This window comes from Hydrogenophaga sp. (assembly GCF_036675665.1).
Lineage (GTDB): Bacteria > Pseudomonadota > Gammaproteobacteria > Burkholderiales > Burkholderiaceae_C > Hydrogenophaga.
The window spans coordinates 261,486-285,363 of sequence record NZ_JAKFEO010000007.1 but is presented as its reverse complement, the minus strand read 5'-3'; the positions used below and the strand labels follow the sequence as shown (position 1 = coordinate 285,363).

27 protein-coding genes are annotated in these 23,878 nt (G+C 63.3%); 23 read left to right on the top strand and 4 right to left on the bottom strand.

The annotated features are described in order from the left end of the window. Positions 1-35 precede the first annotated feature (35 nt). Positions 36-920 (top strand): UTP--glucose-1-phosphate uridylyltransferase GalU, encoded by an 885-nt coding sequence (gene galU / locus V6M63_RS04130; protein ID WP_332739730.1) that lies wholly within the window; start codon positions 36-38, stop codon positions 918-920. 18 nt (positions 921-938) lie between these two features. Here galU and V6M63_RS04125 read toward each other — a convergent pair whose 3' ends face one another. Both V6M63_RS04125 and V6M63_RS04120 read right to left on the bottom strand, forming a co-directional pair. Beyond that, positions 939-1,673: an SAM-dependent methyltransferase gene (locus V6M63_RS04125; protein ID WP_332740137.1), complete on the bottom strand. Its 735-nt coding sequence runs from the start codon at positions 1,671-1,673 to the stop codon at positions 939-941. A gap of 59 nt (positions 1,674-1,732) precedes the next feature. Then, entirely contained in the window at positions 1,733-2,347 is a 615-nt protein-coding gene (locus V6M63_RS04120; RefSeq protein WP_332739729.1) for a Maf family protein, read from the bottom strand. Between the two features lie 37 nt (positions 2,348-2,384). Between V6M63_RS04120 and V6M63_RS04115 the strand changes: the two genes are divergently transcribed. The 22 genes from V6M63_RS04115 to nagZ all read left to right on the top strand — a co-directional run bounded on the left by V6M63_RS04115 (position 2,385) and on the right by nagZ (position 22,292). Further along, positions 2,385-2,951, top strand: coding sequence for a YceD family protein (locus V6M63_RS04115; RefSeq protein WP_332739727.1), 567 nt, complete (start codon positions 2,385-2,387; stop codon positions 2,949-2,951). 146 nt (positions 2,952-3,097) lie between these two features. Next, a complete protein-coding gene (gene rpmF, locus V6M63_RS04110; RefSeq protein ID WP_019575026.1) occupies positions 3,098-3,280 on the top strand; it encodes a 50S ribosomal protein L32 in 183 nt (60 codons plus the stop codon). A 133-nt stretch (positions 3,281-3,413) separates the two neighbouring features. Continuing rightward, positions 3,414-4,475: a phosphate acyltransferase PlsX gene (gene plsX / locus V6M63_RS04105; protein WP_332739717.1), complete on the top strand. Its 1,062-nt coding sequence runs from the start codon at positions 3,414-3,416 to the stop codon at positions 4,473-4,475. A gap of 19 nt (positions 4,476-4,494) precedes the next feature. Beyond that, positions 4,495-5,472: a beta-ketoacyl-ACP synthase III gene (locus V6M63_RS04100; RefSeq protein WP_332739715.1), complete on the top strand. Its 978-nt coding sequence runs from the start codon at positions 4,495-4,497 to the stop codon at positions 5,470-5,472. Positions 5,473-5,525: 53 nt separating this feature from the next. Then, positions 5,526-6,476 (top strand): ACP S-malonyltransferase, encoded by a 951-nt coding sequence (gene fabD / locus V6M63_RS04095; protein ID WP_332739713.1) that lies wholly within the window; start codon positions 5,526-5,528, stop codon positions 6,474-6,476. A gap of 15 nt (positions 6,477-6,491) precedes the next feature. Then, positions 6,492-7,253, top strand: coding sequence for a 3-oxoacyl-ACP reductase FabG (fabG, locus tag V6M63_RS04090; protein WP_332739711.1), 762 nt, complete (start codon positions 6,492-6,494; stop codon positions 7,251-7,253). A gap of 120 nt (positions 7,254-7,373) precedes the next feature. Beyond that, positions 7,374-7,613 (top strand): acyl carrier protein, encoded by a 240-nt coding sequence (gene acpP / locus V6M63_RS04085; protein WP_332739709.1) that lies wholly within the window; start codon positions 7,374-7,376, stop codon positions 7,611-7,613. Between the two features lie 92 nt (positions 7,614-7,705). After that, the gene (gene fabF, locus V6M63_RS04080) at positions 7,706-8,950 is read left to right on the top strand and encodes a beta-ketoacyl-ACP synthase II (RefSeq protein WP_332739707.1); all 1,245 of its coding nucleotides are present in this window, start codon (positions 7,706-7,708) and stop codon (positions 8,948-8,950) included. A 33-nt stretch (positions 8,951-8,983) separates the two neighbouring features. Then, positions 8,984-9,457, top strand: a complete 474-nt coding sequence (locus V6M63_RS04075; RefSeq protein ID WP_332739705.1) for a hypothetical protein — start codon at positions 8,984-8,986, stop codon at positions 9,455-9,457. Positions 9,458-9,551: 94 nt separating this feature from the next. Next, the gene (gene rpoE / locus V6M63_RS04070) at positions 9,552-10,190 is read left to right on the top strand and encodes an RNA polymerase sigma factor RpoE (RefSeq protein ID WP_332739703.1); all 639 of its coding nucleotides are present in this window, start codon (positions 9,552-9,554) and stop codon (positions 10,188-10,190) included. Positions 10,191-10,250: 60 nt separating this feature from the next. Continuing rightward, positions 10,251-10,976: a sigma-E factor negative regulatory protein gene (locus tag V6M63_RS04065; protein WP_332739701.1), complete on the top strand. Its 726-nt coding sequence runs from the start codon at positions 10,251-10,253 to the stop codon at positions 10,974-10,976. A gap of 120 nt (positions 10,977-11,096) precedes the next feature. Beyond that, positions 11,097-12,077 carry a MucB/RseB C-terminal domain-containing protein gene (locus V6M63_RS04060; protein WP_332739699.1) on the top strand — a complete coding sequence of 327 codons (981 nt, stop codon included), beginning with the start codon at positions 11,097-11,099 and terminating at the stop codon, positions 12,075-12,077. 118 nt (positions 12,078-12,195) lie between these two features. Further along, the gene (locus V6M63_RS04055) at positions 12,196-13,686 is read left to right on the top strand and encodes a DegQ family serine endoprotease (RefSeq protein ID WP_442909531.1); all 1,491 of its coding nucleotides are present in this window, start codon (positions 12,196-12,198) and stop codon (positions 13,684-13,686) included. A 523-nt stretch (positions 13,687-14,209) separates the two neighbouring features. Beyond that, entirely contained in the window at positions 14,210-16,018 is a 1,809-nt protein-coding gene (gene lepA / locus V6M63_RS04050) for a translation elongation factor 4 (RefSeq protein WP_332739697.1), read from the top strand. Continuing rightward, positions 16,018-16,995, top strand: a complete 978-nt coding sequence (gene lepB, locus V6M63_RS04045) for a signal peptidase I (protein ID WP_332739695.1) — start codon at positions 16,018-16,020, stop codon at positions 16,993-16,995. Before lepA ends, lepB begins: the two co-directional genes overlap by 1 nt. Before the next feature lie 27 nt (positions 16,996-17,022). Further along, a complete protein-coding gene (locus V6M63_RS04040; protein ID WP_332739693.1) occupies positions 17,023-17,370 on the top strand; it encodes a DUF4845 domain-containing protein in 348 nt (115 codons plus the stop codon). Positions 17,371-17,413: 43 nt separating this feature from the next. Continuing rightward, positions 17,414-18,154 (top strand): ribonuclease III, encoded by a 741-nt coding sequence (gene rnc, locus V6M63_RS04035; protein ID WP_332739691.1) that lies wholly within the window; start codon positions 17,414-17,416, stop codon positions 18,152-18,154. A 4-nt stretch (positions 18,155-18,158) separates the two neighbouring features. Continuing rightward, positions 18,159-19,178 (top strand): GTPase Era, encoded by a 1,020-nt coding sequence (gene era, locus V6M63_RS04030; protein ID WP_332739689.1) that lies wholly within the window; start codon positions 18,159-18,161, stop codon positions 19,176-19,178. A 19-nt stretch (positions 19,179-19,197) separates the two neighbouring features. Continuing rightward, entirely contained in the window at positions 19,198-20,013 is an 816-nt protein-coding gene (recO, locus tag V6M63_RS04025) for a DNA repair protein RecO (RefSeq protein ID WP_332739687.1), read from the top strand. Beyond that, the gene (locus V6M63_RS04020; RefSeq protein ID WP_332739686.1) at positions 20,010-20,780 is read left to right on the top strand and encodes a pyridoxine 5'-phosphate synthase; all 771 of its coding nucleotides are present in this window, start codon (positions 20,010-20,012) and stop codon (positions 20,778-20,780) included. The genes recO and V6M63_RS04020 overlap by 4 nt, the downstream gene beginning before the upstream one ends. After that, positions 20,777-21,169: a holo-ACP synthase gene (gene acpS / locus V6M63_RS04015; protein WP_332739685.1), complete on the top strand. Its 393-nt coding sequence runs from the start codon at positions 20,777-20,779 to the stop codon at positions 21,167-21,169. Before V6M63_RS04020 ends, acpS begins: the two co-directional genes overlap by 4 nt. 28 nt (positions 21,170-21,197) lie before the next feature. Beyond that, positions 21,198-22,292 carry a beta-N-acetylhexosaminidase gene (gene nagZ / locus V6M63_RS04010; protein ID WP_332739684.1) on the top strand — a complete coding sequence of 365 codons (1,095 nt, stop codon included), beginning with the start codon at positions 21,198-21,200 and terminating at the stop codon, positions 22,290-22,292. Between the two features lie 15 nt (positions 22,293-22,307). Here the strand turns inward: nagZ and V6M63_RS04005 are convergent, their stop codons facing one another. Further along, positions 22,308-22,985, bottom strand: coding sequence for an LON peptidase substrate-binding domain-containing protein (locus V6M63_RS04005; RefSeq protein WP_332739683.1), 678 nt, complete (start codon positions 22,983-22,985; stop codon positions 22,308-22,310). Beyond that, entirely contained in the window at positions 22,982-23,860 is an 879-nt protein-coding gene (gene accD, locus V6M63_RS04000; protein ID WP_291085960.1) for an acetyl-CoA carboxylase, carboxyltransferase subunit beta, read from the bottom strand. Before accD ends, V6M63_RS04005 begins: the two co-directional genes overlap by 4 nt. Positions 23,861-23,878: the final 18 nt, after the last annotated feature.

Genomic DNA, 23,878 nt, shown 5'->3' with positions numbered 1-23,878 from the left:
CCTTCCTGCCTGACACCACAACGCAAAGTGAGAGCATGAAAATTCGCAAAGCCGTTTTCCCCGTCGGTGGCCTGGGCACCCGATTCCTTCCCGCCACCAAAGCCATTCCAAAAGAAATGCTGCCGGTGGTGGACAAGCCCTTGATCCAGTACGCGGTGGAGGAGGCATATGCCGCCGGCATCCGCGAAATGATTTTCGTGACCGGCCGACACAAACGGGCCATTGAAGACCACTTCGACACCGCCTATGAACTGGAGATGGAACTCGAAGCGGCTGGCAAGTCGGCTCTGCTCGAACTGGTGCACTCCATCAAACCCGACGACATGGATTGCGTGTATGTGCGCCAACCCCGCGCGCTCGGTCTGGGTCACGCGGTGCTGTGCGCCGAGCGACTGGTAGGCGACGAACCGTTTGCCGTGCTGCTGGCCGATGACTTGATGATGGGTTCCCGCCAAAGCGAGGGTGGGCCGACCGTGTTGCAGCAGATGGTGCAGGCGTATGAGTCCAGCCCTGGTACCGTGCTGGCCGTGCAGGACGTGCCGCGAGCGGACACCCGCCGCTATGGTGTGGTCGATGTGCATGGCGCGAGCTCGGTATTGGCAGAGGTGTTTGCCATGGTCGAGAAGCCCGCGCCCGACGTGGCGCCGTCCACCCTGGCCGTGGCTGGCCGCTACGTTCTCACGCCCGCAGTGTTCGAGAGCATTCGGCGTCAGCCGCGCGGCGCGGGTGGCGAGATTCAGCTCACCGACGGCATTGCCGCCTTGATTGGCGTCGAGAAGGTGCAGGCGTTCCGGTACGACGGCACGCGTTACGACTGCGGCAGCAAAGAGGGTTTTCTGGAGGCGACAATCGATCTGGCGCTGGCCAATGCCGATCTCGGCGCGTCAGTGCGCGCCCACCTCAAACGCGTGATGGGCTGAAAGCTGCGGGGGATCACCTCAGCGACCGAACAGAAACACCGCTGGCGTGTCCAGTGGAAGTTGGCCGACCATGCCCTGGTTGCGTTTCCACTCACTCACCAACGCGCTGCTGCTCAATTGCTGCGGCAGCGACAACGCGCAGCACACGGCCAGCCGGGTGTGCGGATGCAGCGTCTGCAGGAGCGCTTGCAACAGCGTGGTGTTGCGGTAGGGCGTTTCGATCAGTATCTGCGTCTGCCCAGTCTTCAGGGCCAGGGCTTCCAGTTCGCGCAGGCGCTTGCCCCGCTCCGTGGCTTCTTGTGGCACATAGCCGACAAACGCGAAATTCTGCCCGTTCAGGCCGCTGGCCGACAGTGCCAGCATCAACGATACCGGGCCCGTGAGCGGCACCACCCTCAATCCCATCGCGTGCGCAGCGCGCACCACCGCACTGCCCGGGTCGGCGATGGCCGGCATGCCGGCTTCACTCACCAGGCCGATGTCGTGGCCTTGCAGGGCTGGTGCCAGCAGCTCGCGCGCCTGGGCGTCACTCTCGACCTGCGGGTTGTGGTCGCCCTTCTTGTGCGCAGCACGGGGCAGTTCGGTGATGTGTTGACCCTGCACCGGCGCCGCGATGCCCCCTGCCGTCTCCACCCGCTTCAGGAAAGCGCGCGTGCTCTTGGCGTTCTCCGTGATCCAGTGGGTCAGGCCGCTGGCCACCGACATCGTTTCCCGGGGCAGCCAGGTGTCTGCCGGTGCCGCGTCCACTGCCATGCCGAAATCCAGGGGCGTGGGCACCAGGTACAACACGCCCGTTCGGGGTTGCCCGCCACTCACGGCACATGCACGCCAGCGGCGCGGATCATGCGACAGGTGCGGATCAAGGGCAGGCCCACAAGTGCTGTGGGGTCGTCGTTGTCGATGCGCTCCAGCAGTGCAATGCCCAGGCCTTCGCTCTTGGCGCTGCCGGCGCAGTCGTAAGGTTGCTCAGCTCGCAGGTAGCGCTCGATCTCGGCGTCACTGAGTTTTCGGAACACCACGCGTACCGAGGCGATGTCGCATTGCTCGAACCCCGTCGCCGCGCAGACCACGGCCAGCGCGGTCTGAAACACCACCGTTTCGCCGCGCAGCCGTTTGAGTTGCGCCACCGCCCGCTCGTGCGTGCCAGGTTTGCCCAGCGGTTCGCCGCGCAGATCCGCCACCTGATCACTGCCGATCACCACCGCCTGCGGATGGCGCTGCGCCACTTCGCGCGCTTTGGCCAACGCCAGCCGCACCGCCAGGTCGGCGGGGTTTTCGCCCGAGTGAGGGGTTTCGTCGACGTTCGGCGCCACAGCCTCAAAGGGCAATTTCAAACGCGACAGCAGTTCGTGCCGGTAGCGGGACGTGGAGCCCAGGATGAGAGGGCGCGAGGCCGGAGGTGTTGCGCTTGGGCGGTCGGAGGTCATCCCGCTATTCTCCTTGCATTCTCTTAAACTGATCCACATGAAACCCTCCCCCAAGACAGCCTGGAGCCCCGATCGGCTGGATGTGCGCGCATTTGCCCAGGCCGGCGCCAGTCTGAAAGCCCAAGATCCCATGACGCGTTTCGAGCGCCTCCAAGCCGAAGCCCACCAGGAAGACGGTGCGCCGGCGCTGGGCTGCGTGAGCTGGCAGGCCCAGGGCGAAATGCGCCCCGGGGCTTCAGGCGGTGCCCCGGCAGTCTGGCTGCACCTGGAGGCCAGCGCCCGGGTGCCCCTGACTTGCCAGCGCTGCCTGGGTCCGGTCGAAACGCCCCTGTTGGTGGACCGCTGGTTCCGCTTTGTCGCCGACGAGGCCACCGCGGCCGCGGAAGACGACGATTGCGAGGAAGACCTGTTGGCGCTGGAGCCACGTCCCAAGCTCTACGATGTGCTGGAAGATGAGTTGCTGATGGAATTGCCGCTGGTGCCGCTGCACGAAACCTGTCCGGTGCCTGTGGTCATGAGCACATCCGACCCCATGACGGGGCCGGAGGACAGTGAGCCTGAGCGCAAGAACCCGTTCGCCGGTCTGGCCAAGCTCAAGAAGTAGGCTCTTTGGACAGCCCCGACAAGGGGAGGTGGCTGCAGGCGCAGGCTTCGGGCTATAATGCTTGGCTTTGCGCTGGCATCCAAAGGCACACCGATGTGCATGGTTCAGGCGCACCCGTTTGACCCTACCGATTTCAGGAGCCCACCATGGCTGTTCAGCAAAACAAAAAGTCCCCCTCCAAGCGCGGCATGCACCGTTCGCACAACGCCCTGAACGTGCCGGGCATTGCTGTGGAACCCACCACCGGCGAAATCCACCTGCGTCATCACATCAGCCCCAACGGTTTCTACCGTGGCCGCCAGGTGTTGAAGAACAAATCCGAAGCCTGACGTGACGGTTCGCCGTTGGCCCTGCTGCGTCATGCGCTCGGGGCCGAGCGGGCTCGACAGGCACAGGCCCGCATGATCCATGCGGGCTTTTTTCATGGACGGGGCACCTGCGTGCCCTCCTCAGGAAGTTGAGATGATCACCATTGCCGTGGATTGCATGGGTGGAGACGTCGGCCCGGGCGTGACGATGCCCGCCTGCCAGGCCTTTCTCGCCAGCCACCCGCAGGCCCAACTGTTGTTGGTGGGCAAACCCGAGGTGTTCCGGGCGTGGCCTCAGTTGCTCAACAACGTCCGCTGCATGGTGGTGTCTGCCACAGAGGTTGTCGGAATGGACGACCCGCTGGAGATTGCGCTTCGCCGCAAAAAAGACTCATCCATGCGGATTGCCATCAATCAGGTCAAGGACGGCCATGCGCAGGCGGTCGTCTCGGCCGGCAACACCGGTGCCTTGATGGCGATTGCCCGTTATGTGCTCAAAACCATGGATGGTATTGACCGGCCTGCGATTGCCACGCAAATGCCCAATGCCCGTGGTGGTGCCACAACCGTTCTGGACCTGGGCGCCAATGTCGATTGTTCAGCCGAACACCTTCTTCAATTCGCCGTGATGGGCTCGGCGCTGGTGGCGGCCGCCACCGGTCGCCCGGAGCCCAGTGTCGGGTTGCTGAACGTGGGTGAGGAGGTCATCAAAGGCAGCGAAGTGATCAAAAAAGCGGGTGTCTTGCTGCGAAATGCGGCCAACACCGGCGATCTCAACTTTTTTGGCAATGTTGAGGGTGATGACATTTTCAAGGGAACGACCGACATCGTTGTTTGCGACGGTTTTGTGGGCAATGTTGCGCTGAAGGCCAGCGAAGGCTTGGCCTCCATGATCAGCGGCTTCATACGCGAAGAGTTTTCGAGCAGCATTTTTCGGAAAATGGCGGCGATTGTGGCCTATCCGGTTCTAAAGTCGTTTAAAAACCGCGTGGACCACCGCAGATACAACGGCGCTGCTCTGCTCGGCCTGCAAGGTCTGGTGTTCAAGAGCCACGGCTCCGCCGATGCTTTTGCGTTCGAGCATGCCTTGAGGCGGGCTTATGATGCGGCCCACAACCAGCTGCTGGACAACGTGCGTGATCGCATCGCACATGCCCGGCAGCTGATCTCGCCAGAGTCGCTGCCCAGCGAGCTCAAGAGCATCCCGACACTTTGATCCGCCCGATCCGCTTCGCATGACCCGCTTTGCCCGCATCACCGGCACCGGCAGTTGCCTGCCGCCAAACCGCCTGACCAACGCCGACATGGTTGACATGTTGGCGACGCGCGGCGTGGAAACCAGCGACGACTGGATCGTCGAGCGCACCGGCATCCGCGCGCGGCATTTCGCCGCTGACGGCGTGTTTGCCAGCGATCTGGCCGCCGTGGCCTGCCGCGATGCCATGGCCGCCGCGGGCGTGCTGCCGGCAGACATTGATCTCATCATCGTGGCCACGTCGACGCCTGACATGGTCTTTCCCTCCACCGCAGCGCTTTTGCAGCACAAACTGGGCATGGCGGGTTGTCCGGTGTTCGATGTGCAGGCGGTCTGCAGCGGGTTCATCTACGCGCTCACCGTGGCCGACGCCCTGATCCAGTCGGGTACGGCCCACAAGGCGCTCGTGGTCGGCTCCGAAGTGTTCAGCCGCATCCTGGATTTCAACGACCGCACGACCTGTGTGTTGTTCGGTGACGGTGCGGGCGCCGTGGTGCTCGAAGCGTCTGATGCGCCCGGTATTCTCGCCACCGACATCCATGCCGATGGCAAGCACTCGGGCCTCCTGTGTGTACCCGGGCATGTGTCGGGTGGCGCAATTCTGGGTGACCCTTTGCTCAAGATGGACGGCCAGGCGGTGTTCAAACTGGCCGTTGGCGTGCTCGAAGACACCGCGCGAGCCGTGCTCGCCAAGGCGGGCCGAACAGCCGAAGATGTCGACTGGCTCATTCCCCACCAGGCGAATATCCGCATCATGCAAAGCACGGCACGCAAGCTCAAGCTGCCCATGGACAAGGTGGTGGTGACCGTCGATCAGCACGGCAATACGTCAGCCGCCTCGATTCCGCTGGCGCTGGACCATGCCGTGCGCAAGGGGCAGGTCAAGCGGGGTGACACCTTGATGCTTGAAGGGGTGGGCGGCGGCTTCACCTGGGGCGCTGTGCTGCTGGACTTCTGAGCGCGACGGCCCTGAGCCAAGGCTCCCCCCGCACAAGACCATTTGAAGATCACATGAAGAATTTCGCGTTTGTATTTCCTGGCCAAGGCTCCCAATCCGTGGGCATGCTCGATGCCTGGGGCGACCATCCCGAGGTGCTGGGCATACTCGTTGAAGCATCGGATGCGCTGGGCGAAAACGTGGGTCGGCTGATTCACGAAGGCCCCAAGGAATTGTTGTCCCTGACCACCAATACCCAGCCCGTGATGCTGGTTGCGGGCGTGGCCGCATGGCGCGTTTGGCGCGCCGAGGGTGGTGCGTTGCCATCCGTGCTGGCTGGACACTCACTGGGTGAATACGCCGCGTTGGTCGCGTCTGGCGTGTTGACGCTGGCCCAAGCCGCGCCGCTGGTGCGATTTCGCGCGACCGCCATGCAGGAAGCAGTGCCTGTCGGCACCGGGGCCATGGCCGCCATCCTGGGCATGGATGCGCAACGTGTCATTGCGGGCTGTGCTGAGGCGCAAGCCACGTTTGGCGCGGGCAGCGTCGAAGTGGTTGAGGCGGTGAACTTCAACGATCCCGCCCAGACCGTGATTGCCGGCAGCAAGGCAGCGGTGGACAAGGCCTGCGAGGTGCTCAAGGCAAATGGTGCCAAGCGCGCGCTGCCGTTGCCGGTGTCGGCGCCTTTCCATTCCAGCCTCATGAAGCCGGCGGCAGAGCGGTTGCGGGAGATGTTGGCGAACACCGCCTTTGCACCATCGCAGATTCCGGTGATCAACAACATCGACGTGGCCGAGGAAGCCGACGCCGACCTCATCCGCGACGCGTTGTACCGCCAGGCCTTCGGCCCGGTGCGCTGGGTCGAATGTGTGCAGGCCATCAAGGCGCGTGGCATTGACACGATCATCGAAAGCGGCCCGGGCAAGGTGCTGGCCGGCATGGTCAAACGCATCGACCCCGAACTCACAGGCGTGGCCCTGTACGACCCGGCCACGCTGGCCGATGTCAAAACCTTGTTGGCCTGAGGCCCGGAGCACACCATGTCTGAAGTGAAGTTTGCAGGTCAGGTGGCGCTCGTCACCGGGGCCTCGCGCGGCATTGGTGCCGCCATTGCTCACGAGCTCGCTGCACGCGGCCTGATCGTGATCGGTACCGCCACCAGCGACGACGGTGCCGCCAAGATCACCACCAGTCTGTCCGGTGTTCCCGGGGTTGCTGCGGGGTGCCGTGGCGCGAAGCTGGACGTGAACGATGCGGCTTTGGCTGAGCTGCTGATCGATGAGATCGTCAAGACCCACGGCGGTCTGCAGGTGCTGGTGAACAACGCCGGCATCACCCGTGACATGCTGGCCATGCGTCTGAAGGACGACGACTGGGATGCCGTGCTGGACACCAACCTCAAGGCCGTTTTTCGCATGAGCCGGGCTGTGATTCGCCCGATGATGAAGCAGCGCTACGGTCGCATCATCAGCATCACCAGCGTGGTCGGTGCCTCGGGCAACGCGGGCCAGGCCAACTATGCCGCCGCCAAGGCCGGCGTGGCGGGCATGACACGTGCGCTGGCGCGTGAACTGGGCAGCCGCAACATCACGGTGAATTGCGTGGCGCCAGGTTTCATCGAAACAGACATGACCGCGGCGCTGCCCGAAGAGCAGCAAAAGGCTTTGTTGGGCCAGATTCCACTCGGGCATCTGGGCAAACCGGCCGACATCGCGCACGCGGTGGCCTACCTGGCCGGCCCGCAGGCGTCTTACGTGACGGGCCAGGAGTTGCACGTCAATGGCGGCATGTTCATGGCCTGAGAGGCCTCTCTTTCAATTTTGTCGAATCGCCGCGCCAGCCGCCCGGCGGGCCATCTGGGGAGACCTCCCTAGCCCGGCTAAAATGGCGGCCTTGTATTTCAACCACCCTCAGAGGGACTTATGAGCGATATCGAAGCACGTGTTAAGAAAATCATTGCCGAACAACTCGGCGTGGAAGAGGGTCAGGTCACCAACGAGAAAGCTTTTGTGGCCGATCTCGGCGCCGATTCCCTGGACACGGTTGAACTGGTGATGGCTCTCGAGGACGAATTCGGTATCGAAATCCCCGACGAAGATGCCGAGAAGATCACGACGGTGCAGAACGCCATCGAATACGCAATGGCCCACCAGAAGGCCTGATTGTCCATTTGCAAACGCTTGATCGTCGCCCGGCCCGCACGTCCGTCAGACGCAGCGTCCGAGGTGCGCGAAACAAGGCGTGGGGGAATTGAATGAGCCGTCGTCGCGTTGTCGTGACCGGTCTGGGCTGTATCAGCCCCGTGGGCAACACGGTGGCAGACGCTTGGACCAATCTCCTGGCCGGACGTTCCGGCATTGATCTCATCACCCGGTTTGACGCATCCAACTTCGCCTGCAAGATCGCAGGCGAGGTGAAGGGCTTCGACCTGGAGTCCTACATGAGCGCCAAAGAGGCGCGCACGATGGACAGCTTCATCCACTACGGAATTGCGGCGGCTCACCAGGCCGTCGTCGATTCGGGACTGCCCTTGGGTGACGCGCTGGATGAGGAGACCGCCATCCGCATCGGTTGCATCATCGGTTCGGGTATCGGCGGGCTTCCGCTGATCGAAAACATGCATGCCGAGCTGGTGAGTCGTGGCCCGCGCCGCATCTCGCCCTTTTTTGTGCCTGCTTCGATCATCAACATGATCGCCGGCCACGTTTCCATTCGATACGGCTTCAAGGGCCCGAACCTGGCGGTGGTCACCGCATGCACCACGGGTTTGCATTGCATCGGCGAGGCCGCACGCAAGATCGAATACGGCGATGCCGACGTGATCGTTGCAGGTGGCTCGGAAGCCACTGTGTCGCCCTTGGGTGTCGGGGGCTTCGCCGCGATGCGGGCGGTATCGACGCGCAACGACGACCCCGCAACCGCTTCTCGTCCATGGGACAAGGACAGAGACGGTTTCGTGCTGGGTGAAGGTGCCGGGGTCATGGTGCTGGAAGAGTACGAGTTCGCCAAGGCGCGCGGCGCGCGAATCTATGCCGAGCTTTCGGGCTATGGCATGAGCGCCGATGCCGGCCACATGACGGCGCCCAGCATGGACGGCCCTCGGCGCGCCATGGTCAATGCACTGCGCAATGCGGGCTTGAACGCCGATCAAGTGGACTACCTCAACGCGCACGGCACCTCGACGCCTCTGGGTGATCTGAACGAAACGAATGCCATCAAGGCGGCTCTGGGTGACCATGCGCACAAGGTGGTGGTGAACTCCACCAAGTCCATGACTGGTCACTTGCTGGGTGGAGCCGGTGGCATCGAGAGTGTGTTCACCGTGCTCGCACTGCATCATCAAAAGAGCCCGCCGACCATCAACATCTTCAACCAGGACCCGGAATGCGACCTGGATTACTGCGCCAACACGGCGCGAGACATGAAGATCGATATTGCGTTGAAGAACAACTTTGGCTTTGGCGGCACCAACGGCTCACTGGTTTTCAAGCGCGTTTGACCTCAACGATCGCTCCTATCCTGAGATACCTCCATGTACAACGCCCCATCCGTGGTCTACCCGGTGGGGCGTTGCGTCTTTCATGCCTTGCTGCTGACGATCATCGGCTTGGTGAGTGCGGCGGTGGGGGCCTTGTTCCTGCTTGGGCTTGTTCAGCGGTTGGACCATTCTTGGGGGTGGACCGCTGTGCTGGCCTGCGTGCTTTTGTGGATGGCTTGGGTTGCGGTGGCTGCCACGAGTTGGCTACGGTCACACCAGGGAACCCTGGAATGGGACTCAAATACAGTGCTCGACGAGGGTGGAGCAGGCGCATGGCTTTGGAGCGACCCGTCCAGTTCCGAGTCTGTAGCACTGAGCCAGATGGAGTGGGTGCTGGATCTTCAGAACAGGATTTTGCTGCGCTTTCGGTCAGTCAGCACTGGCCAGCGCTGGATCTGGCTGGAGAGAAGCAGACATCCGGCGCGTTGGAACGACCTTCGCCGCGCCCTTGTTTCGAGTCGCACGTGAGGAGCGCCTGCCCCCATTTGCCAGGGGCCCGCATTGCAGGTCTTGGATCGCGTCCAGTCCTCCGTTCGACCCCCTGGGTTATATTTCCGCGCGCATGACTCCCGAAGATCACACAGCCCCGCCGCCCGACAGCGATGTCATGTTGGTGCAGCGCACGCTGGGCGGCGAGCAGCGCGCTTTCGAGTTGCTCGTCATCAAGTACCAGCGCCGAGTCGAGCGGCTCATTGGCCGCATGGTGCGCGACTCCGACTTGGTCCAGGACATCGCGCAGGAAACGTTCATCCGCGCGTACCGCGCCCTGGCGCAGTTCCGGGGCGACGCCCAGTTCTACACGTGGCTCTACCGGATTGCGGTCAACACGGCCAAGAAGCAACTGATGGAGCTCAAGCGCGACCCCCTGGTTTTTCAGTCGCAGATGAAATCCTCGGATGAGGATGAAACTTCCTCGTCGGAACGCGAACTAAATTTCAACGCTGCCGATACCGAGACGCCCGAAGCGGTGTTGGCCAGCAAGGAGATCGCCCAGGCGGTCAATGCGGCCATGGATGCGTTGCCCGAAGAGTTGCGCATGGCGATTACCCTGCGGGAAATTGAGGGCATGAGTTACGAGGAAATAGCGCAAGCGCTGGAATGTCCGATCGGTACAGTTCGCTCGCGGATATTCCGGGCCCGCGAGGCGATTTCGGGGCGAATCAAGCCCATGCTGGAGCGCCAGACGGGTAAGCGCTGGTAACGGCGCAGCAATCGAATGACACGGGCTCGGCCGATTGCATTGCAAACGGGGAAATGAATCATGAATGCCGCACAACATCACAACCAGTTGCCAGGTGAAAACGCCGCAGCCCTGACGGGCGGCGCCGACAACGATCTCGCCATCTCGGCGCTGGTCGATGGGGAACTCCGTGCATCGGAGTTGGGCGCTTTGCTGGCTTCCCTTGTCGTTTCAACCGAAGCCATGTCGGACTGGCATGCCTATCAGGTGATCGGGGATGTTCTCCGCGGACATGAAGATCCGGTGGGTTCAACGTCGACCAGGGATTTCCTGGCCGCTGTCAGACGCCGTCTGCAAACACAGGACATCGAAACGGATGTCACACCCCTGCGGCCTGCAGAGGTGATTGCCGTTGGTACCGAAAATCGCCGCAGCGAGGCCGCCAACGATGCCGTCTTTCGCTGGAAGCTGGTGGCAGGGCTTGCCTCCATCGCAGCCGTGATGGCTGTGAGCTGGAGTGTGTTGGTTGGATCGGGGGGAGTGCAGGATGGCGCTGCGGGCGCTCAACTGGCGTTGACTTCGCCTGGCACTGATTCGATGCCCACCCTGCAGCCCACGACGGCGGCAACCGCCGCTGTGCCTTCGACCGCCACGCCAGTGGTGGTCAGCACCGATCGGGGCGTTTTGATCCGCGATGCCCAGCTCGAAGCATTGCTGGCCGAGCACCGCCAGCATGGTGGCATGTCGGCCCTGCAAATGCCTTCCGGGTTCATTCGCAATGCGACGTACGACGCGGCGGGGCGCTGAACTGCCATGACGCCAGACCTGTTTGAGGCCAGACCCGCCGTGCCTGTTTTTGCAGATGCTTCGTTCATGCACATCCCGCGCAGTCTTTCTCGCCGTGGCCGCTGGCGCCCGGTGGGAGCCATGGCCCTGTTGGCCGCGGGGCTGCTGTTGGGCGGTCCCTTGCAGGCACAGGTCAGCCCGGGCGCCCAAAGCGGGACGCGGACCGTCAACGAGTGGCTCACACGCATGCACGAGGCTTCGCGACAGCGGGCCTATACCGGCACGCTGGTGGTGTCGGCAGGACCCGCCATGTCCGCTTCGAAGATCTGGCATGTATGCGACGGTACTCAGCAAATGGAGCGCATCGACACGCTGACCGGTGCGCCTCGCACGACCATTCGCCGCAACAACGACGTCATCACGTTCGAGCCAGAGACCAAGACGGCGTTTGTCGAAAAGCGTGAATCGCTGGGCTTGTTCCCCGAGTTGCTGCGCACACCGAGCAACCTGATTCCACAGTTCTATTCGGCGCGCGAGACCGGTGTGCAACGCGTGGCGGGGCACTTGGCCGACATGGTTGAAATCCTGCCCAGAGATGAGCTCAGGTTCGGCTATCGCATCTGGTCCGAGCAGCAGACAGGTCTGGTGGTGAAGCTGCAGACGCTGGGTGAGCAAGGGGCCGTGCTGGAGCAAATGGCATTCTCCGAACTTCACCTCGATGCTTCGGTCAGCATGGACAAGCTCCAGCGACTGATGAAGGACACGCGTGGCTATGAAGTACACAAACCGGTGCTCAGGAAGACCACGGCTGAAGCTGAGGGCTGGCGGTTGAAAGAAGCCGTGCCCGGGTTCGCGGCCATGAGTTGCCACACCCGCGACACCGGTGCCGGCCAGGCGCCTGGCACAGCGCCGATGCAATGGGTGTTCTCCGACGGCCTGGCCTCGGTGTCCCTGTTTGTCGAACCCTTCGATCCGCAACGGCATGGGCAGGAAAAGGCGGCTGTGGTCGGCGCAACGCACTCTGTCAGCAAGCGGGTTGGCGACCATTGGCTGACGGTGCTGGGCGAGGTTCCTCCGTCGACATTGCGCCGTTTTGCCCTTGCGTTGGAGCGGACTCGGTAAACCTGCCACGCTTGTTTTTGTCTGGTGAAGCCGCATCTGCGCAAGGTTTGATTCGAGTCTTGTGCCGCGGCATGCACGCTGCTCTGTTCTGCCATTTGCGTTTGTGTAAAGGATCACCATGACGTACCTGAAACGTACTCAACAACCCCTGCTGGCACTGGCCGCGATCGGGACGGCATTGCTCATGCTGCATCCCCCTCTTTCAGCGCAGACGGTGGTTCCCGTGACACCTGCGGCGAGTGTGCGAGGCCTGCCGGACTTCACCGATCTGGTCGATCTGGTGGGCCCATCCGTGGTCAATATCCGCACATTGGAGCGCGCCGCAGCTGTTCGTCCTGGCGCTGGAGGTGCGCCCGACGAGCAGATGCTTGAATTCTTCAAGCGTTTCGGCATTCCGGTGCCGCCCGGCATGACCCCGCGCACGCCCAGACAGGAGCGGGGACCGTCGGAGGATGCACAGCCACGCGGGGTGGGTTCCGGCTTCATTCTGAGCGCCGATGGTCTGATCATGACCAACGCCCATGTGGTGGAGGGGGCCGACGAGTTGCTCGTGACCCTGACCGACAACCGCGAATTCAAGGCCAAGGTGGTGGGAGCCGACAAACGCACCGACGTGGCCGTCGTGAAGATCGAGGTCACTGGCCTGGCGCCAGTGAAGATTGGCGATGTGAACCGGCTGCGGGTGGGCGAGTGGGTGATGGCCATCGGCTCACCGTTTGGGCTCGAGAACACCGTGACCGCCGGCATCGTGAGCGCCAAGCAGCGCGACACAGGCGACTTCCTGCCGTTCATCCAGACCGACGTGGCGATCAACCCGGGCAACTCGGGCGGTCCGCTGATCAACATGCGGGGCGAGGTGATCGGCATCAACAGCCAGATCTATTCGCGCTCGGGTGGTTTCCAGGGCATCTCGTTCGCCATCCCGATCGACGAGGCGGTGCGCGTGTCCGATCAGCTCAAGACCTCCGGGCGCGTGACGCGCGGGCGCATTGGCGTGCAGATCGACCAGGTGAGCAAGGAGGTGGCCGAGTCGCTCGGGCTTGGCGGCCCGAAGGGTGCATTGGTGCGGGGTGTGGAGCCCGATTCGCCCGCTGCGAAAGCGGGCGTCGAGCCCGGCGACATCATCTTGAAGTTCGATGGCAAGACCATTGAGAAGTCGGTGGACTTGCCGCGCTTTGTGGGCAACACCAAGCCGGGCAACAAGAGCGCCATGACCGTCTTGCGGCGTGGGGCTCAGAAGGAACTGACCATCACGGTGGCGGAGCTTGAGCCCGAAAAGCCAGAGGTGAAGGCCGCCGTACCCGAGCCCGCCAAACCGCAGGCGAGCAACGCCGTGCAATCGCTCGGCCTTGGTCTGGCTGAGTTGACCGCCGTTGAAAAGAAGGAACTCAACCTCAAGGGTGGTGTGCGCGTCGCATCGGCCGAGGGGCCTGCTGCGCGCGCGGGTTTGCGCGAGGGCGACGTCATCGTGGCCATCGCCAACACGGAGACCGCGAGCTTGAAAGACATGGAAACCGCGCTGACCAAGATCGACAAGTCACGCCCCGTGAATGTGCTGTTCCGTCGCGGTGAGTGGGCGCAGTACGCCGTGATCCGCCCACTGCGCTGACCGTTTCGGTCCGACCACAGGTCGGAGCTCCAAATGCCCTCAGACCCCTTGGAATCTGGGGGTTTTTTCTGAGGGTGGCCGATTCGCCACAGTGCTTGGAGTCAAGTGATCGCGCATCGGATGGCAGGTTTGTTAGTGGATACTCACTATCGATGATCTTGTGTTGACCGATTTCGCTAAAATGGGTCTGTTTTTGGAGAAATTCCTGCGCCGAGATGCTGCATTGACCCACGATGTGGGAGTGGTCTCGGAAGTCCCCAGGTCGTCCACAGTCGGTCCACAAGTTTTCCCGTTGTCTTGTGGATATGCTGTGTATAAAGTTCACGTTGCTGCGTCGCAACAAGGGGCTGTCGGTGGTTCTGTGGTGTGCATTCCGGGCTTTTTGCCTACAATGAAACCCCAACTATCGCAGTTGCCATTGATTGTTGGTTACGGGCGCGTCAACAGCTGACGCGCCCTTTTTTATGGCCGCTCGTTCCTGCTCGGAACCGCGGTTTCCCCCAGTGTTTGAGCCGCTCTCCTGATGAATCACATCCGCAATTTTTCGATCATCGCGCACATCGACCATGGCAAGTCCACGCTCGCCGATCGCATCATTTCCCTCTGTGGCGGCCTGTCCGATCGCGAGATGAGCGAGCAGGTGCTCGACTCGATGGACATCGAGAAGGAGCGCGGCATCACCATCAAAGCGCAGACGGCAGCACTCAAGTACAAGGCGCGTGACGGGCAGGTCTACAACCTCAATCTGATCGACACTCCCGGCCACGTTGACTTCTCATACGAGGTGTCGCGCTCGTTGTCGGCGTGCGAAGGTGCGCTGCTGGTGGTGGACGCCAGCCAGGGCGTTGAAGCCCAGACCGTGGCCAACTGCTACACCGCGCTCGAACTGGGTGTGGAAGTGGTGCCGGTGCTCAACAAGATGGATCTGCCCAACGCCGATCCCGAGAATGCGAAGAGTGAGATCGAGGATGTGATCGGCATTGACGCCACCGACGCCATCCCCTGCTCGGCCAAGACCGGCATGGGCGTCGAAGACATCCTGGAGGCGGTGGTCGCGCGCATTCCCCACCCCAAGGGCGACCCGGACGCACCGCTGCGCGCCATGATCGTGGACAGCTGGTACGACGCCTACGTGGGTGTGGTGATGTTGGTGCGCGTGGTCGACGGCCACCTGCTCAAGGGTGAGCGCTTCAAGATGATGGCGACCAACACGGTCTACAACGCCGACAGCATGGGCGTGTTCACACCGGGCAACGAGCCCCGCGAGTCGCTGCAGGCGGGTGAGGTGGGCTACATCATTGCGGGCATCAAAGAACTGCAGGCGGCCAAGGTGGGTGACACGATCACGCTGGAGAAGAAGCTGCCCAACAACGCAGGCCCGGCCACGGAGGCCTTGCCCGGCTTCAAGGAAGTACAGCCCCAGGTGTTCGCCGGCCTGTACCCGACCGAAGCCAACCAGTACGACTCGTTGCGAGACGCGTTGGAAAAACTCAAGCTCAACGACGCTTCCCTGCAGTACGAACCCGAGGTGTCGCAAGCGCTGGGCTTCGGCTTTCGATGCGGCTTCCTGGGCCTGCTGCACATGGAGATCGTGCAGGAGCGGCTGGAGCGCGAGTTCGACCAGGACCTCATCACGACCGCGCCGAGCGTGGTGTATCAGGTGGTCAAGCCCGACGGCGAGGTGATGATGGTGGAGAACCCGTCCAAGATGCCCGACCAAGGCCGGCTGGAAGAGATCCGCGAACCTATCGTCACGGTGCATCTGTACATGCCTCAGGAATACGTGGGTGCGGTCATGACGCTGGCCAACCAGAAGCGTGGCCTGCAACTCAACATGGCCTACCACGGCAAGCAGGTCATGCTGACCTACGACATGCCGCTGGGTGAGATCGTGCTGGACTTCTTCGACAAGCTCAAGTCGGTGAGCCGCGGTTACGCGTCCATGGACTACGAGTTCAAGGAGTACCGGGCGGCCGACGTGGTCAAGGTCGACATCCTGCTCAATGGCGAGAAGGTCGATGCGTTGTCCATCATCGTGCACCGCTCGCAGTCGCAGTACCGCGGCCGTGCGGTGGTGGCCAAGATGCGCGAGATCATCAGCCGGCAGATGTTCGACGTGGCGATACAGGCGGCCATTGGCGGCAACGTGATCGCGCGGGAAACCATCAAGGCGCTGCGCAAGAACGTGCTGGCAAAATGCTACGGCGGTGACATCTCCCGCAAACGCAAACTTCTCGAAAAACAGAAAGCAGGCAAGAAGCGCATGAAACAGATCGGCTCGGTGGAAGTTCCCCAGGAGGCGTTCCTCGCCATATTGCAGGTGCAAGACTGATGCAGGCGCTCATGGGAACGATCACTGCGGTGATCATGGTGGCCTTTGCTGCCTACACGGGCGCTTGGTACACCGGCGTGGTGGAAGGCAACTTCGCCCTCCTGCTGATGCTGGCCACTGCCGTCACTGGTGTGTACTGGTTGGCAGAAAGGGCCGTGTTTCTGCCGCAGCGCCGGCGTGCGGTGGAGCAGTTGCTGTTGGAGCACAACACGCGCAAGGAAGCCTTGATCAAGCAGGGTTTCAGCCAGATTGAGGGTGACGTGGAGCCCGCGCGGCAAAAGCTGCTCGCTCAACCTTGGTGGTTGGACTGGACCGCGGGTCTGTTCCCGGTGATCCTCGCGGTGTTCGTGTTGCGCTCGTTCCTGTTCGAGCCGTTCAAGATTCCGTCGGGTTCCATGATCCCCACCTTGCGGGTCGGCGATCTGATTCTGGTGAACAAATTCCACTACGGCGTGCGCCTGCCGGTATTCAACACCAAGCTGATCGCCAACAACGAGCCTCAGCGCGGCGACGTGATGGTGTTCCGCTACCCGCCCCAACCCAGCCTGGACTACATCAAGCGGGTGATCGGCGTGCCCGGCGACGAGGTGGCCTACCTGAACAAACAATTGACCGTCAATGGCAAAGCCGTGCCGCGCGTGGCACAGGCCGATTTCTTTGACAGCGATTCGATGCGCTACTCCAAGCAGTTCGCAGAAACGCTCGGCAAGCGCAAGTACAACACCCTCAACGACGACGACCGCCCTGCGTTCATTCCGGGCGCAACCGAATTCCCGTTTGCCGATGGCTGCAAGTACACCGTCGAAGGCGTGACCTGCAAGGTGCCGGCGGGCCACTATTTCATGATGGGTGACAATCGGGACAACTCGCTGGACTCGCGCTACTGGGGCTTTGTGCCCGAGCGCAACATCGTTGGCAAGGCCTTTTTCGTCTGGATGAATTTTGGCGACCTGGGGCGCATCGGGTCCTTTGAATGACAACCATCACCCTTGGAGCATGACGTCATGAAACTGAAGCGACAACAACAAGGCCTGACTTTCATGGGCCTGATCGTCGTGGGCATTCTGCTGGCATTGGCCGGCGTGGTGTTCGCGCAGCTGGTGCCCACCTACATTGAATACATCGCCGTGCAGAAGGCGGTAGACAAGGCGGCTGCCGGCTCCACCGTGGCCGAAGTCCGCAACATTTTCGACAAGGCCGCCACCATCGACGACATCCGGACCATCTCGGGCAAGGACCTGGTCGTGGGCAAGGAGGGTGATCGCGTGGTGGTCTCTTTCGCCTACACCCGCGAAGTGCACCTCACCGGTCCAGCGTACCTGGTCATGAAATACGAAGGCCGCTCGAAGTGACATGCAGCCTGGGCAGGGAGCGCTCGATGGAGCGCCCGCATTCTTGAATCCGGAACTCACGGCGCTGCAACGGCGCCTGCAACACAATTTTGCCAATCCGCGATTGCTCGAGCGGGCGCTGACCCACCGCAGTTTCACCGCCGACCACAACGAACGCCTGGAGTTCCTGGGCGATTCCGTGCTCAACCTGGCCGTTTCCGGGCTCCTGTTCGAAAAGCTCAACCAGTTGCCCGAAGGCGACTTGTCTCGCGTTCGCGCGAATCTGGTCAAGCAGGACACCCTGTTCGAGATCGCCTCGCGCCTGAACCTGTCGGCCAGTCTTCGGCTGGGCGATGGCGAAAAGCGCTCGGGCGGGCAGAAACGCCCCTCCATCCTGGCCGACGCACTCGAAGCCGTGATTGGTGCGGTGTACCTGGACGCTGGCTTTGAAGTGGCTGCCGCATTGGTGCACCGTCTCTACAGCGGTCTGGAGCTCAACGCGCAGATGAGCGCCATGGGCAAGGACCCCAAGACCGAATTGCAGGAGTGGCTGCAGGGGCGCAAAATGAAGCTGCCGGTCTATCGCGTGGTGGCCACGCTGGGCGAGGCGCACAAGCAGACCTTCGATGTGGAGTGCACCGTGACCGAGATCGGCCGCAGCGAGCGCGGCATCGGGGCGTCGCGGCGGGCTGGTGAGCAGGCCGCCGCCGCAGCCATGTTGCAGCACCTCACCGCCGATCCCAAGCAGGCCCAGGCCTTGCCCAACGCGACATCCGATGTCGCCCCTTCCGCCAAGGTACCTTGAAGCCATGCCCCGCACACCCGTGAATCCGCCGTCCAATCCCGACCTCGATGCCATGCTGGCCAAAGCCCTGAGCAAGGAAACAGCAGCCGTGCCGGGGGGCGAGGCCAGCGCGCCGATGGATGAAGCGGCTGAGGTTGATCCCGCCGAACAGCGCTGCGGCTACGTGGCCATCGTTGGCAAGCCCAACGTGGGCAAGTCGACCTTGCTCAACGCCTTGGTGGGACAGAAAGTCAGCATCACCTCGCGCAAGGCGCAGACCACGCGCCACCGCATCACCGGCATGCGCACCGTGGGTCCCACGCAGTTCATCTTCGTGGACACCCCCGGTTTCCAGACCCGCCACGGCAACGCGCTGAACCGCGCGCTGAACAAGACCGTGATGGGCGCCGTGAGCGATGTGGACTTGATCCTCTTCGTGGTGGAGGCCGGGCATTTCAATCTGGCCGACGCCAAGGTGCTGTCGCTGCTGCCGGCCAATGTGCCGGTGATCCTGCTCGCCAACAAATTCGACCTGGTGCACCGCCGGGGCGATCTGGCACCGTGGCTGCGCTCCATGCAGGAGCGCCACCCGTTCACCGAGTTCGTGCCCATGTCGGCCAAGACCGCCAAGGACATCGAGCGCCTGTTCGGCATCTGCGAGAAGTTCCTGCCGCAACAGCCCTGGATGCACGACCCTGACGACCTGACCGACCGCAGTGAGCGTTTCATGGCCAGTGAGATGGTGCGCGAAAAACTCTTCCGCCTCACCGGCGACGAGCTGCCCTACACCTCGACCGTGATCATCGACAAGTTCGAGGAAGAGGGCGCTCTCAAGCGCATCGCCGCCACCATCGTGGTGGAGCGTGAAGGCCACAAGGGCATGGTGATCGGTGAGGGTGGCGAGAAGCTCAAACGCATCGGTACCGAGGCCCGCCAGGAGCTCGAAAAACTCTGGGACTGCAAGGTCTTCCTGGAGCTGTGGGTGAAGGTGCGCTCGGGCTGGGCCGACGACGATGCGCGCGTTCGCTCCTTCGGCTACGAGTGAGCCGCTGGCTGCCTGACCTGTGGCCCTGAAACGCGTCACCGAAGAACCCGCCTTCGTCCTGCACCGCTACGACTGGAGCGAAACCAGTCTGGTGCTTGAAGTGTTCACCCGCCACCACGGCCGTATCGCACTCGTGGCCAAAGGGGTGAAACGCCCTACCTCGCAGTTCCGCCCGGTTTTGCTGCCGTTGCAGCCGCTGCACGTTTCTTGGACGGGTGACTCCGAAGTGCGCACGTTGAAGTCGGCGCAGTGGCAGGGCGGACACGTAATGCCCACCGGCGAAGCGCTGATCTCGGGCAGCTACCTCAACGAACTGCTCATGCGCCTGCTGGCGCGCGACGATCCCCACGCCAGCCTGTTTGACCACTTCACCCTGGCCGTGCAACTGCTGGCCGAGAGGAGCGATGCGCAGCAGGTGATCCTGCGAGCGTTCGAGCTGCTGTTGCTGCGCGATGTGGGACTGCTGCCCGACCTGGCACAGGAGGCCAACACGCTGGCACCTCTCGACCCGGATGTGCTCTACGTGCTCACACCCGAGAGTGGCCTGCGCGCAGCGCATGACGACGATGCACACCCGCTCAGCGGCGAGCAGTGGTTGGGCTTGCAAGCCGCCATGGACAGTCCGGACCCTTTCATCGCAACGTTGCGGGCCTGCGCCAGCGCGCTGCAAGCCCTGCGCCCGCAGCTGCGCCATTTGCTGCACTACCATTGCGGCGTGCGGGTGTTCAAGACGCGGCAACTCATGCTGGATGTGCAAGCGATGACGCGGCCCCGTTCCACCGTGGCACCCGCACAGGGTGAAGCGGCAACCCCCAACCCCGAGCCCTCCCCATGAACGCGGCCACCACCCCACACCTGCGCACCGCGCTGTCGGTCAACCTCAACAAGGTGGCCCTGGTGCGCAACACCCGCCATCTCGGCATTCCATCGGTCACCCGTGCCGCCACGCTGTGCCTCCAGGCAGGCGCGCGCGGCATCACCGTGCATCCACGCCCGGACGAGCGCCACATTCGCGCGCACGACGTGCACGACCTGTCCGAGCTCATGAAGGCGTGGCCGGACCGTGAATACAACATCGAGGGCAACCCGTTTCACAACCTCATGGGCTTTGTGCGCGAAGTGCGGCCCCATCAGGTCACGTTCGTGCCCGACAGCGAAGGCCAGTTCACCAGCGACCACGGCTGGAGTTTCCCCGCCGATGCCGATCGCCTGCGCCCGTTGATCGCCGAGTGTCATGCGCTGGGTGTGCGGGTGAGCCTGTTCATGGACGCCGATGCCCACCAGATGGCCGGCGCGAAGGCCGTGGACGCCGATCGGGTGGAGCTCTACACCGAGCCCTATGCCGCTGCGTGGCACACGCCTCAGCGGGCTGAGCAGATCGAGCGTTTTCGCGCCGCCGCGCAGGCCGCGCTGGATGCCGGGTTGGGTGTGAACGCGGGTCACGACCTCAACCGCGAGAACCTCACCGCGTTTCTGCGCACCGTGCCCGGTGTGAGCGAGGTCTCGATCGGGCACGCCTTGATGGCCGATGCGCTGGAGCTGGGCTACACCGCCACCATCGCCGAATACAACCGCTGTATCGCGGACGCCGCCGACCGATGATCCACGGCATCGGCACCGACATCTGCGACGTCCGCCGCATCCAGGCGACGTTCGAACGCCAGGGTGAGCGTTTTGCGCACAAGGTGCTGAGCGACGCGGAGTTCGCCGTCTGGCAGAAACGCAGCGCGCGCTGGCCACAACGCGGCGTGCGCTTTCTCGCCACGCGCTTTTCCGCCAAGGAGGCCTTCTCCAAAGCCATCGGTCTGGGCATGCGCATGCCCATGACCTGGCGGCACTGCGAGATCACCAATCTGCCCAGTGGCCAGCCGGTCATCGTGCTGCACGGCGAACTCAAGACCTGGTTCGAAGCCCAGGGCCTGCGCGCGCATGTGACCGTGACCGATGAGACCGACTACGCGGCCAGCTTCGTGGTTGTTGAACGCGACTGACGTCGACCCACCTTTGAGATCCGAATCCATGAACCCACACGCCCCCCTCATCATCGACGTGGCTGGCCATGGCCTCACCACGCTGGACCGCCAGCGCCTGGCCCACCCCCTGGTCGGGGGCGTCATCCTGTTTGGTCGCAACTGGCACGACCGGGTGCAGCTCACGCAGCTGTGCCGCCAGATCAAGGCCGTGCGACCCGATTTGCTGATCGCGGTGGACCACGAGGGCGGCCGCGTGCAGCGCTTCCGCACCGACGGCTTCACCCACCTGCCGCCGATGGCCGCGCTGGGCGCCATGGCCATGCGCCCGGTCAAGGCGGGCGAGCCCGAAGGGGTCGCCACCCTGCAGGCCTGCAACGCGGCCACCGCCGCCGGTTTTGTGCTGGGCGCCGAGCTGCGCGCTTGCGGTGTCGACCTGAGCTTCACACCCGTGCTGGACCTCGACTTTGGCGAGAGTTCGGTGATTGGCGACCGCTCTTTCGGCCGCGATCCGCGCATCGTCACGCTGCTTGCGCAGGCATTGATGCACGGCCTGCTGCAAAGCGGCATGGGCAACTGCGGCAAACATTTTCCAGGTCATGGTTTCGTCAAGGCCGACTCACACCTGGCCATTCCGGTGGACCGGCGCAGCCTGAAAGCCATCCTGGCTGAGGACGCCGCGCCCTACGGCTGGCTCTCGGCCAGTCTGCAGGCCGTGATGCCCGCCCACGTGATCTACCCCAAGGTCGACCAGCGTCCCGCGGGCTTTTCCGCACGGTGGCTGCAGGAGGTGCTGCGCCACCGCCTGGGCTTCACCGGCGCCATCTTCAGCGACGACCTCAGCATGGCCGCAGCGCGGCAGATCGATGGTCAGGCGGTGAGCTTCACCGCTGCGGCACTGGCCGCCTTGCAAGCAGGCTGCGACATGGTCCTGCTGTGCAACCAGTCGGTGGAAGAGGGCGGCGCTCCGATCGACGAAGCCATCAACGATCTGTCAAAGGCCTGCCTGCAGGGCGACTGGGTGCCCAACCCGGCGAGCGAAGAGCGCCGTCTGGCCTTGCTGCCGCGTGCGGCGGCGCGCGATTGGGACGCGTTGATGGTGGGTGAGCGCTACATGCAGGCGCTCTCGCTGCTGCCCGATTGAGGCAGGGCGTGGTGATCAGTTCTCCAGTCCCAGCTTGTCCAGCAGGTCCGATACCAGTTCCAGACGCAGCAGCGGGTTGTCCAGCGCCATCAAGCGCTGCTTGAGTTCGGCCGGTGCCGGCAGCAGCTCGGCCCAACGGTTGGCCACCCAGCCGCTGTCGTCCCAGTGGTAAGGCGGCTGCAGCGGCAGTTGCTCCAGGCTTTCGGGGTCGCGCTCCTGCAGGTTGTGCAGCAGGCGCTGCAGCGCATCGCGGGTGTTTGCCAGGTCGGGAGGCACGGCCACCACGGTCTCGTGCTCGTCCAGCGTCACGTCGGCCACCCACAGGCCGTGCGGCAGCTGGCTGCGGCGGTTGACGTGGAAACGTTGCAGGCCGCGGCATTTGATGACCATGAGCCCGGGCTGAGGCCGCTCAAGGCTTTCGATCTGGGCCAGGGTGCCCACTGCGTGAAACACTTCCTTGGCGAAGCTGTCTCCGGTGGCTGCCGCCGAGGGGTTGACCCGACGCACCTCGCTGCCTTCACTCAAGCACACCACGCCAAACGGCGCGCCGGCCTTGTGGCAGCGGCCGATCATGTCGAGGTAGCGGACCTCGAAGATGCGAAGCGGCAACCATCCGCCAGGAAACAGGACGGTCTGCAGCGGAAACAAGGGAAGCTGAGACAGCGTGAGCGCCTCGGCCGGCGCGGAATTCAATCGTTGACCACCGCGTCGGCGCTCTGGCGCTGCAGCATTGCCAGGGTGTTGGCGATGGTGGCGCGCAGCTCGCGCCGGTCGGAGATGAAATCGACCGCGCCTTTGGTTTGCAGGAACTCGGCGCGCTGGAAGCCTTCGGGCAGCTTCACCCGCACGGTGTTCTCGATCACGCGCGGGCCGGCAAAGCCGATCAGAGCCTTGGGCTCGGCGATCACCACGTCGCCCAGGAAGGCGAAGCCCGCGCTCACGCCACCCATGGTCGGGTCGGTGAGCACGCTGATGTAGGGCAGGCCCTTCTTGGCCAGGCGCGTGAGGGAGGCGTTGGTCTTGGCCATCTGCATGAGCGAGAGCAGGCCTTCCTGCATGCGCGCGCCACCGGTGGCCGTGAAGCACACGAACGGCACTTTTTGTGCGATAGCTTCTTCCACGCCACGCACGAAGCGCTCGCCGACCACCGAACCCATGGAGCCGCCCATGAAGTCGAATTCAAAGCACGCCACCACCAGGCTGATGCCGTGCACCGCGCCGCCCATGACGATCAGCGCATCGGTCTCGCCGGTGGTCTCGAGCGCGTCTTTCAGGCGTTCGGGGTACTTGCGGCTGTCCTTGAACTTGAGGGCGTCGACCGGCAGCACTTCCTGAGCGAGTTCGTAGCGACCTTCGGCATCCAGAAACGCGTTGAGCCGCGCACGCGCGCCGATGCGGTGGTGGTGGGTGCAGTGCGGGCAGACGTTCTGGTTCTTCTCCAGATCGTTCTTGTACAGCACGGCCTCGCAGCTGGGGCACTTGATCCACAAGCCCTCGGGCACGCTGCGGCGCTCGGTCGGGTCGGTGGGGGTGATCTTGGGGGGCAGCAGTTTTTCGAGCCAGGACATGTGGTTTTCTCCATGCGG

Coding starts and splice junctions, on each gene's coding strand:
- galU (WP_332739730.1), top strand. CDS start 36: ATGAAAATTCGCAAAGCCGTTTTCCCCGTCGGTGGCCTGGGCACCCGA.
- V6M63_RS04125 (WP_332740137.1), bottom strand. CDS start 1,673: ATGGCAGTGGACGCGGCACCGGCAGACACCTGGCTGCCCCGGGAAACG.
- V6M63_RS04120 (WP_332739729.1), bottom strand. CDS start 2,347: ATGACCTCCGACCGCCCAAGCGCAACACCTCCGGCCTCGCGCCCTCTC.
- V6M63_RS04115 (WP_332739727.1), top strand. CDS start 2,385: ATGAAACCCTCCCCCAAGACAGCCTGGAGCCCCGATCGGCTGGATGTG.
- rpmF (WP_019575026.1), top strand. CDS start 3,098: ATGGCTGTTCAGCAAAACAAAAAGTCCCCCTCCAAGCGCGGCATGCAC.
- plsX (WP_332739717.1), top strand. CDS start 3,414: ATGATCACCATTGCCGTGGATTGCATGGGTGGAGACGTCGGCCCGGGC.
- V6M63_RS04100 (WP_332739715.1), top strand. CDS start 4,495: ATGACCCGCTTTGCCCGCATCACCGGCACCGGCAGTTGCCTGCCGCCA.
- fabD (WP_332739713.1), top strand. CDS start 5,526: ATGAAGAATTTCGCGTTTGTATTTCCTGGCCAAGGCTCCCAATCCGTG.
- fabG (WP_332739711.1), top strand. CDS start 6,492: ATGTCTGAAGTGAAGTTTGCAGGTCAGGTGGCGCTCGTCACCGGGGCC.
- acpP (WP_332739709.1), top strand. CDS start 7,374: ATGAGCGATATCGAAGCACGTGTTAAGAAAATCATTGCCGAACAACTC.
- fabF (WP_332739707.1), top strand. CDS start 7,706: ATGAGCCGTCGTCGCGTTGTCGTGACCGGTCTGGGCTGTATCAGCCCC.
- V6M63_RS04075 (WP_332739705.1), top strand. CDS start 8,984: ATGTACAACGCCCCATCCGTGGTCTACCCGGTGGGGCGTTGCGTCTTT.
- rpoE (WP_332739703.1), top strand. CDS start 9,552: ATGACTCCCGAAGATCACACAGCCCCGCCGCCCGACAGCGATGTCATG.
- V6M63_RS04065 (WP_332739701.1), top strand. CDS start 10,251: ATGAATGCCGCACAACATCACAACCAGTTGCCAGGTGAAAACGCCGCA.
- V6M63_RS04060 (WP_332739699.1), top strand. CDS start 11,097: ATGGCCCTGTTGGCCGCGGGGCTGCTGTTGGGCGGTCCCTTGCAGGCA.
- V6M63_RS04055 (WP_442909531.1), top strand. CDS start 12,196: ATGACGTACCTGAAACGTACTCAACAACCCCTGCTGGCACTGGCCGCG.
- lepA (WP_332739697.1), top strand. CDS start 14,210: ATGAATCACATCCGCAATTTTTCGATCATCGCGCACATCGACCATGGC.
- lepB (WP_332739695.1), top strand. CDS start 16,018: ATGCAGGCGCTCATGGGAACGATCACTGCGGTGATCATGGTGGCCTTT.
- V6M63_RS04040 (WP_332739693.1), top strand. CDS start 17,023: ATGAAACTGAAGCGACAACAACAAGGCCTGACTTTCATGGGCCTGATC.
- era (WP_332739689.1), top strand. CDS start 18,159: ATGCCCCGCACACCCGTGAATCCGCCGTCCAATCCCGACCTCGATGCC.
- V6M63_RS04020 (WP_332739686.1), top strand. CDS start 20,010: ATGAACGCGGCCACCACCCCACACCTGCGCACCGCGCTGTCGGTCAAC.
- acpS (WP_332739685.1), top strand. CDS start 20,777: ATGATCCACGGCATCGGCACCGACATCTGCGACGTCCGCCGCATCCAG.
- nagZ (WP_332739684.1), top strand. CDS start 21,198: ATGAACCCACACGCCCCCCTCATCATCGACGTGGCTGGCCATGGCCTC.
- accD (WP_291085960.1), bottom strand. CDS start 23,860: ATGTCCTGGCTCGAAAAACTGCTGCCCCCCAAGATCACCCCCACCGAC.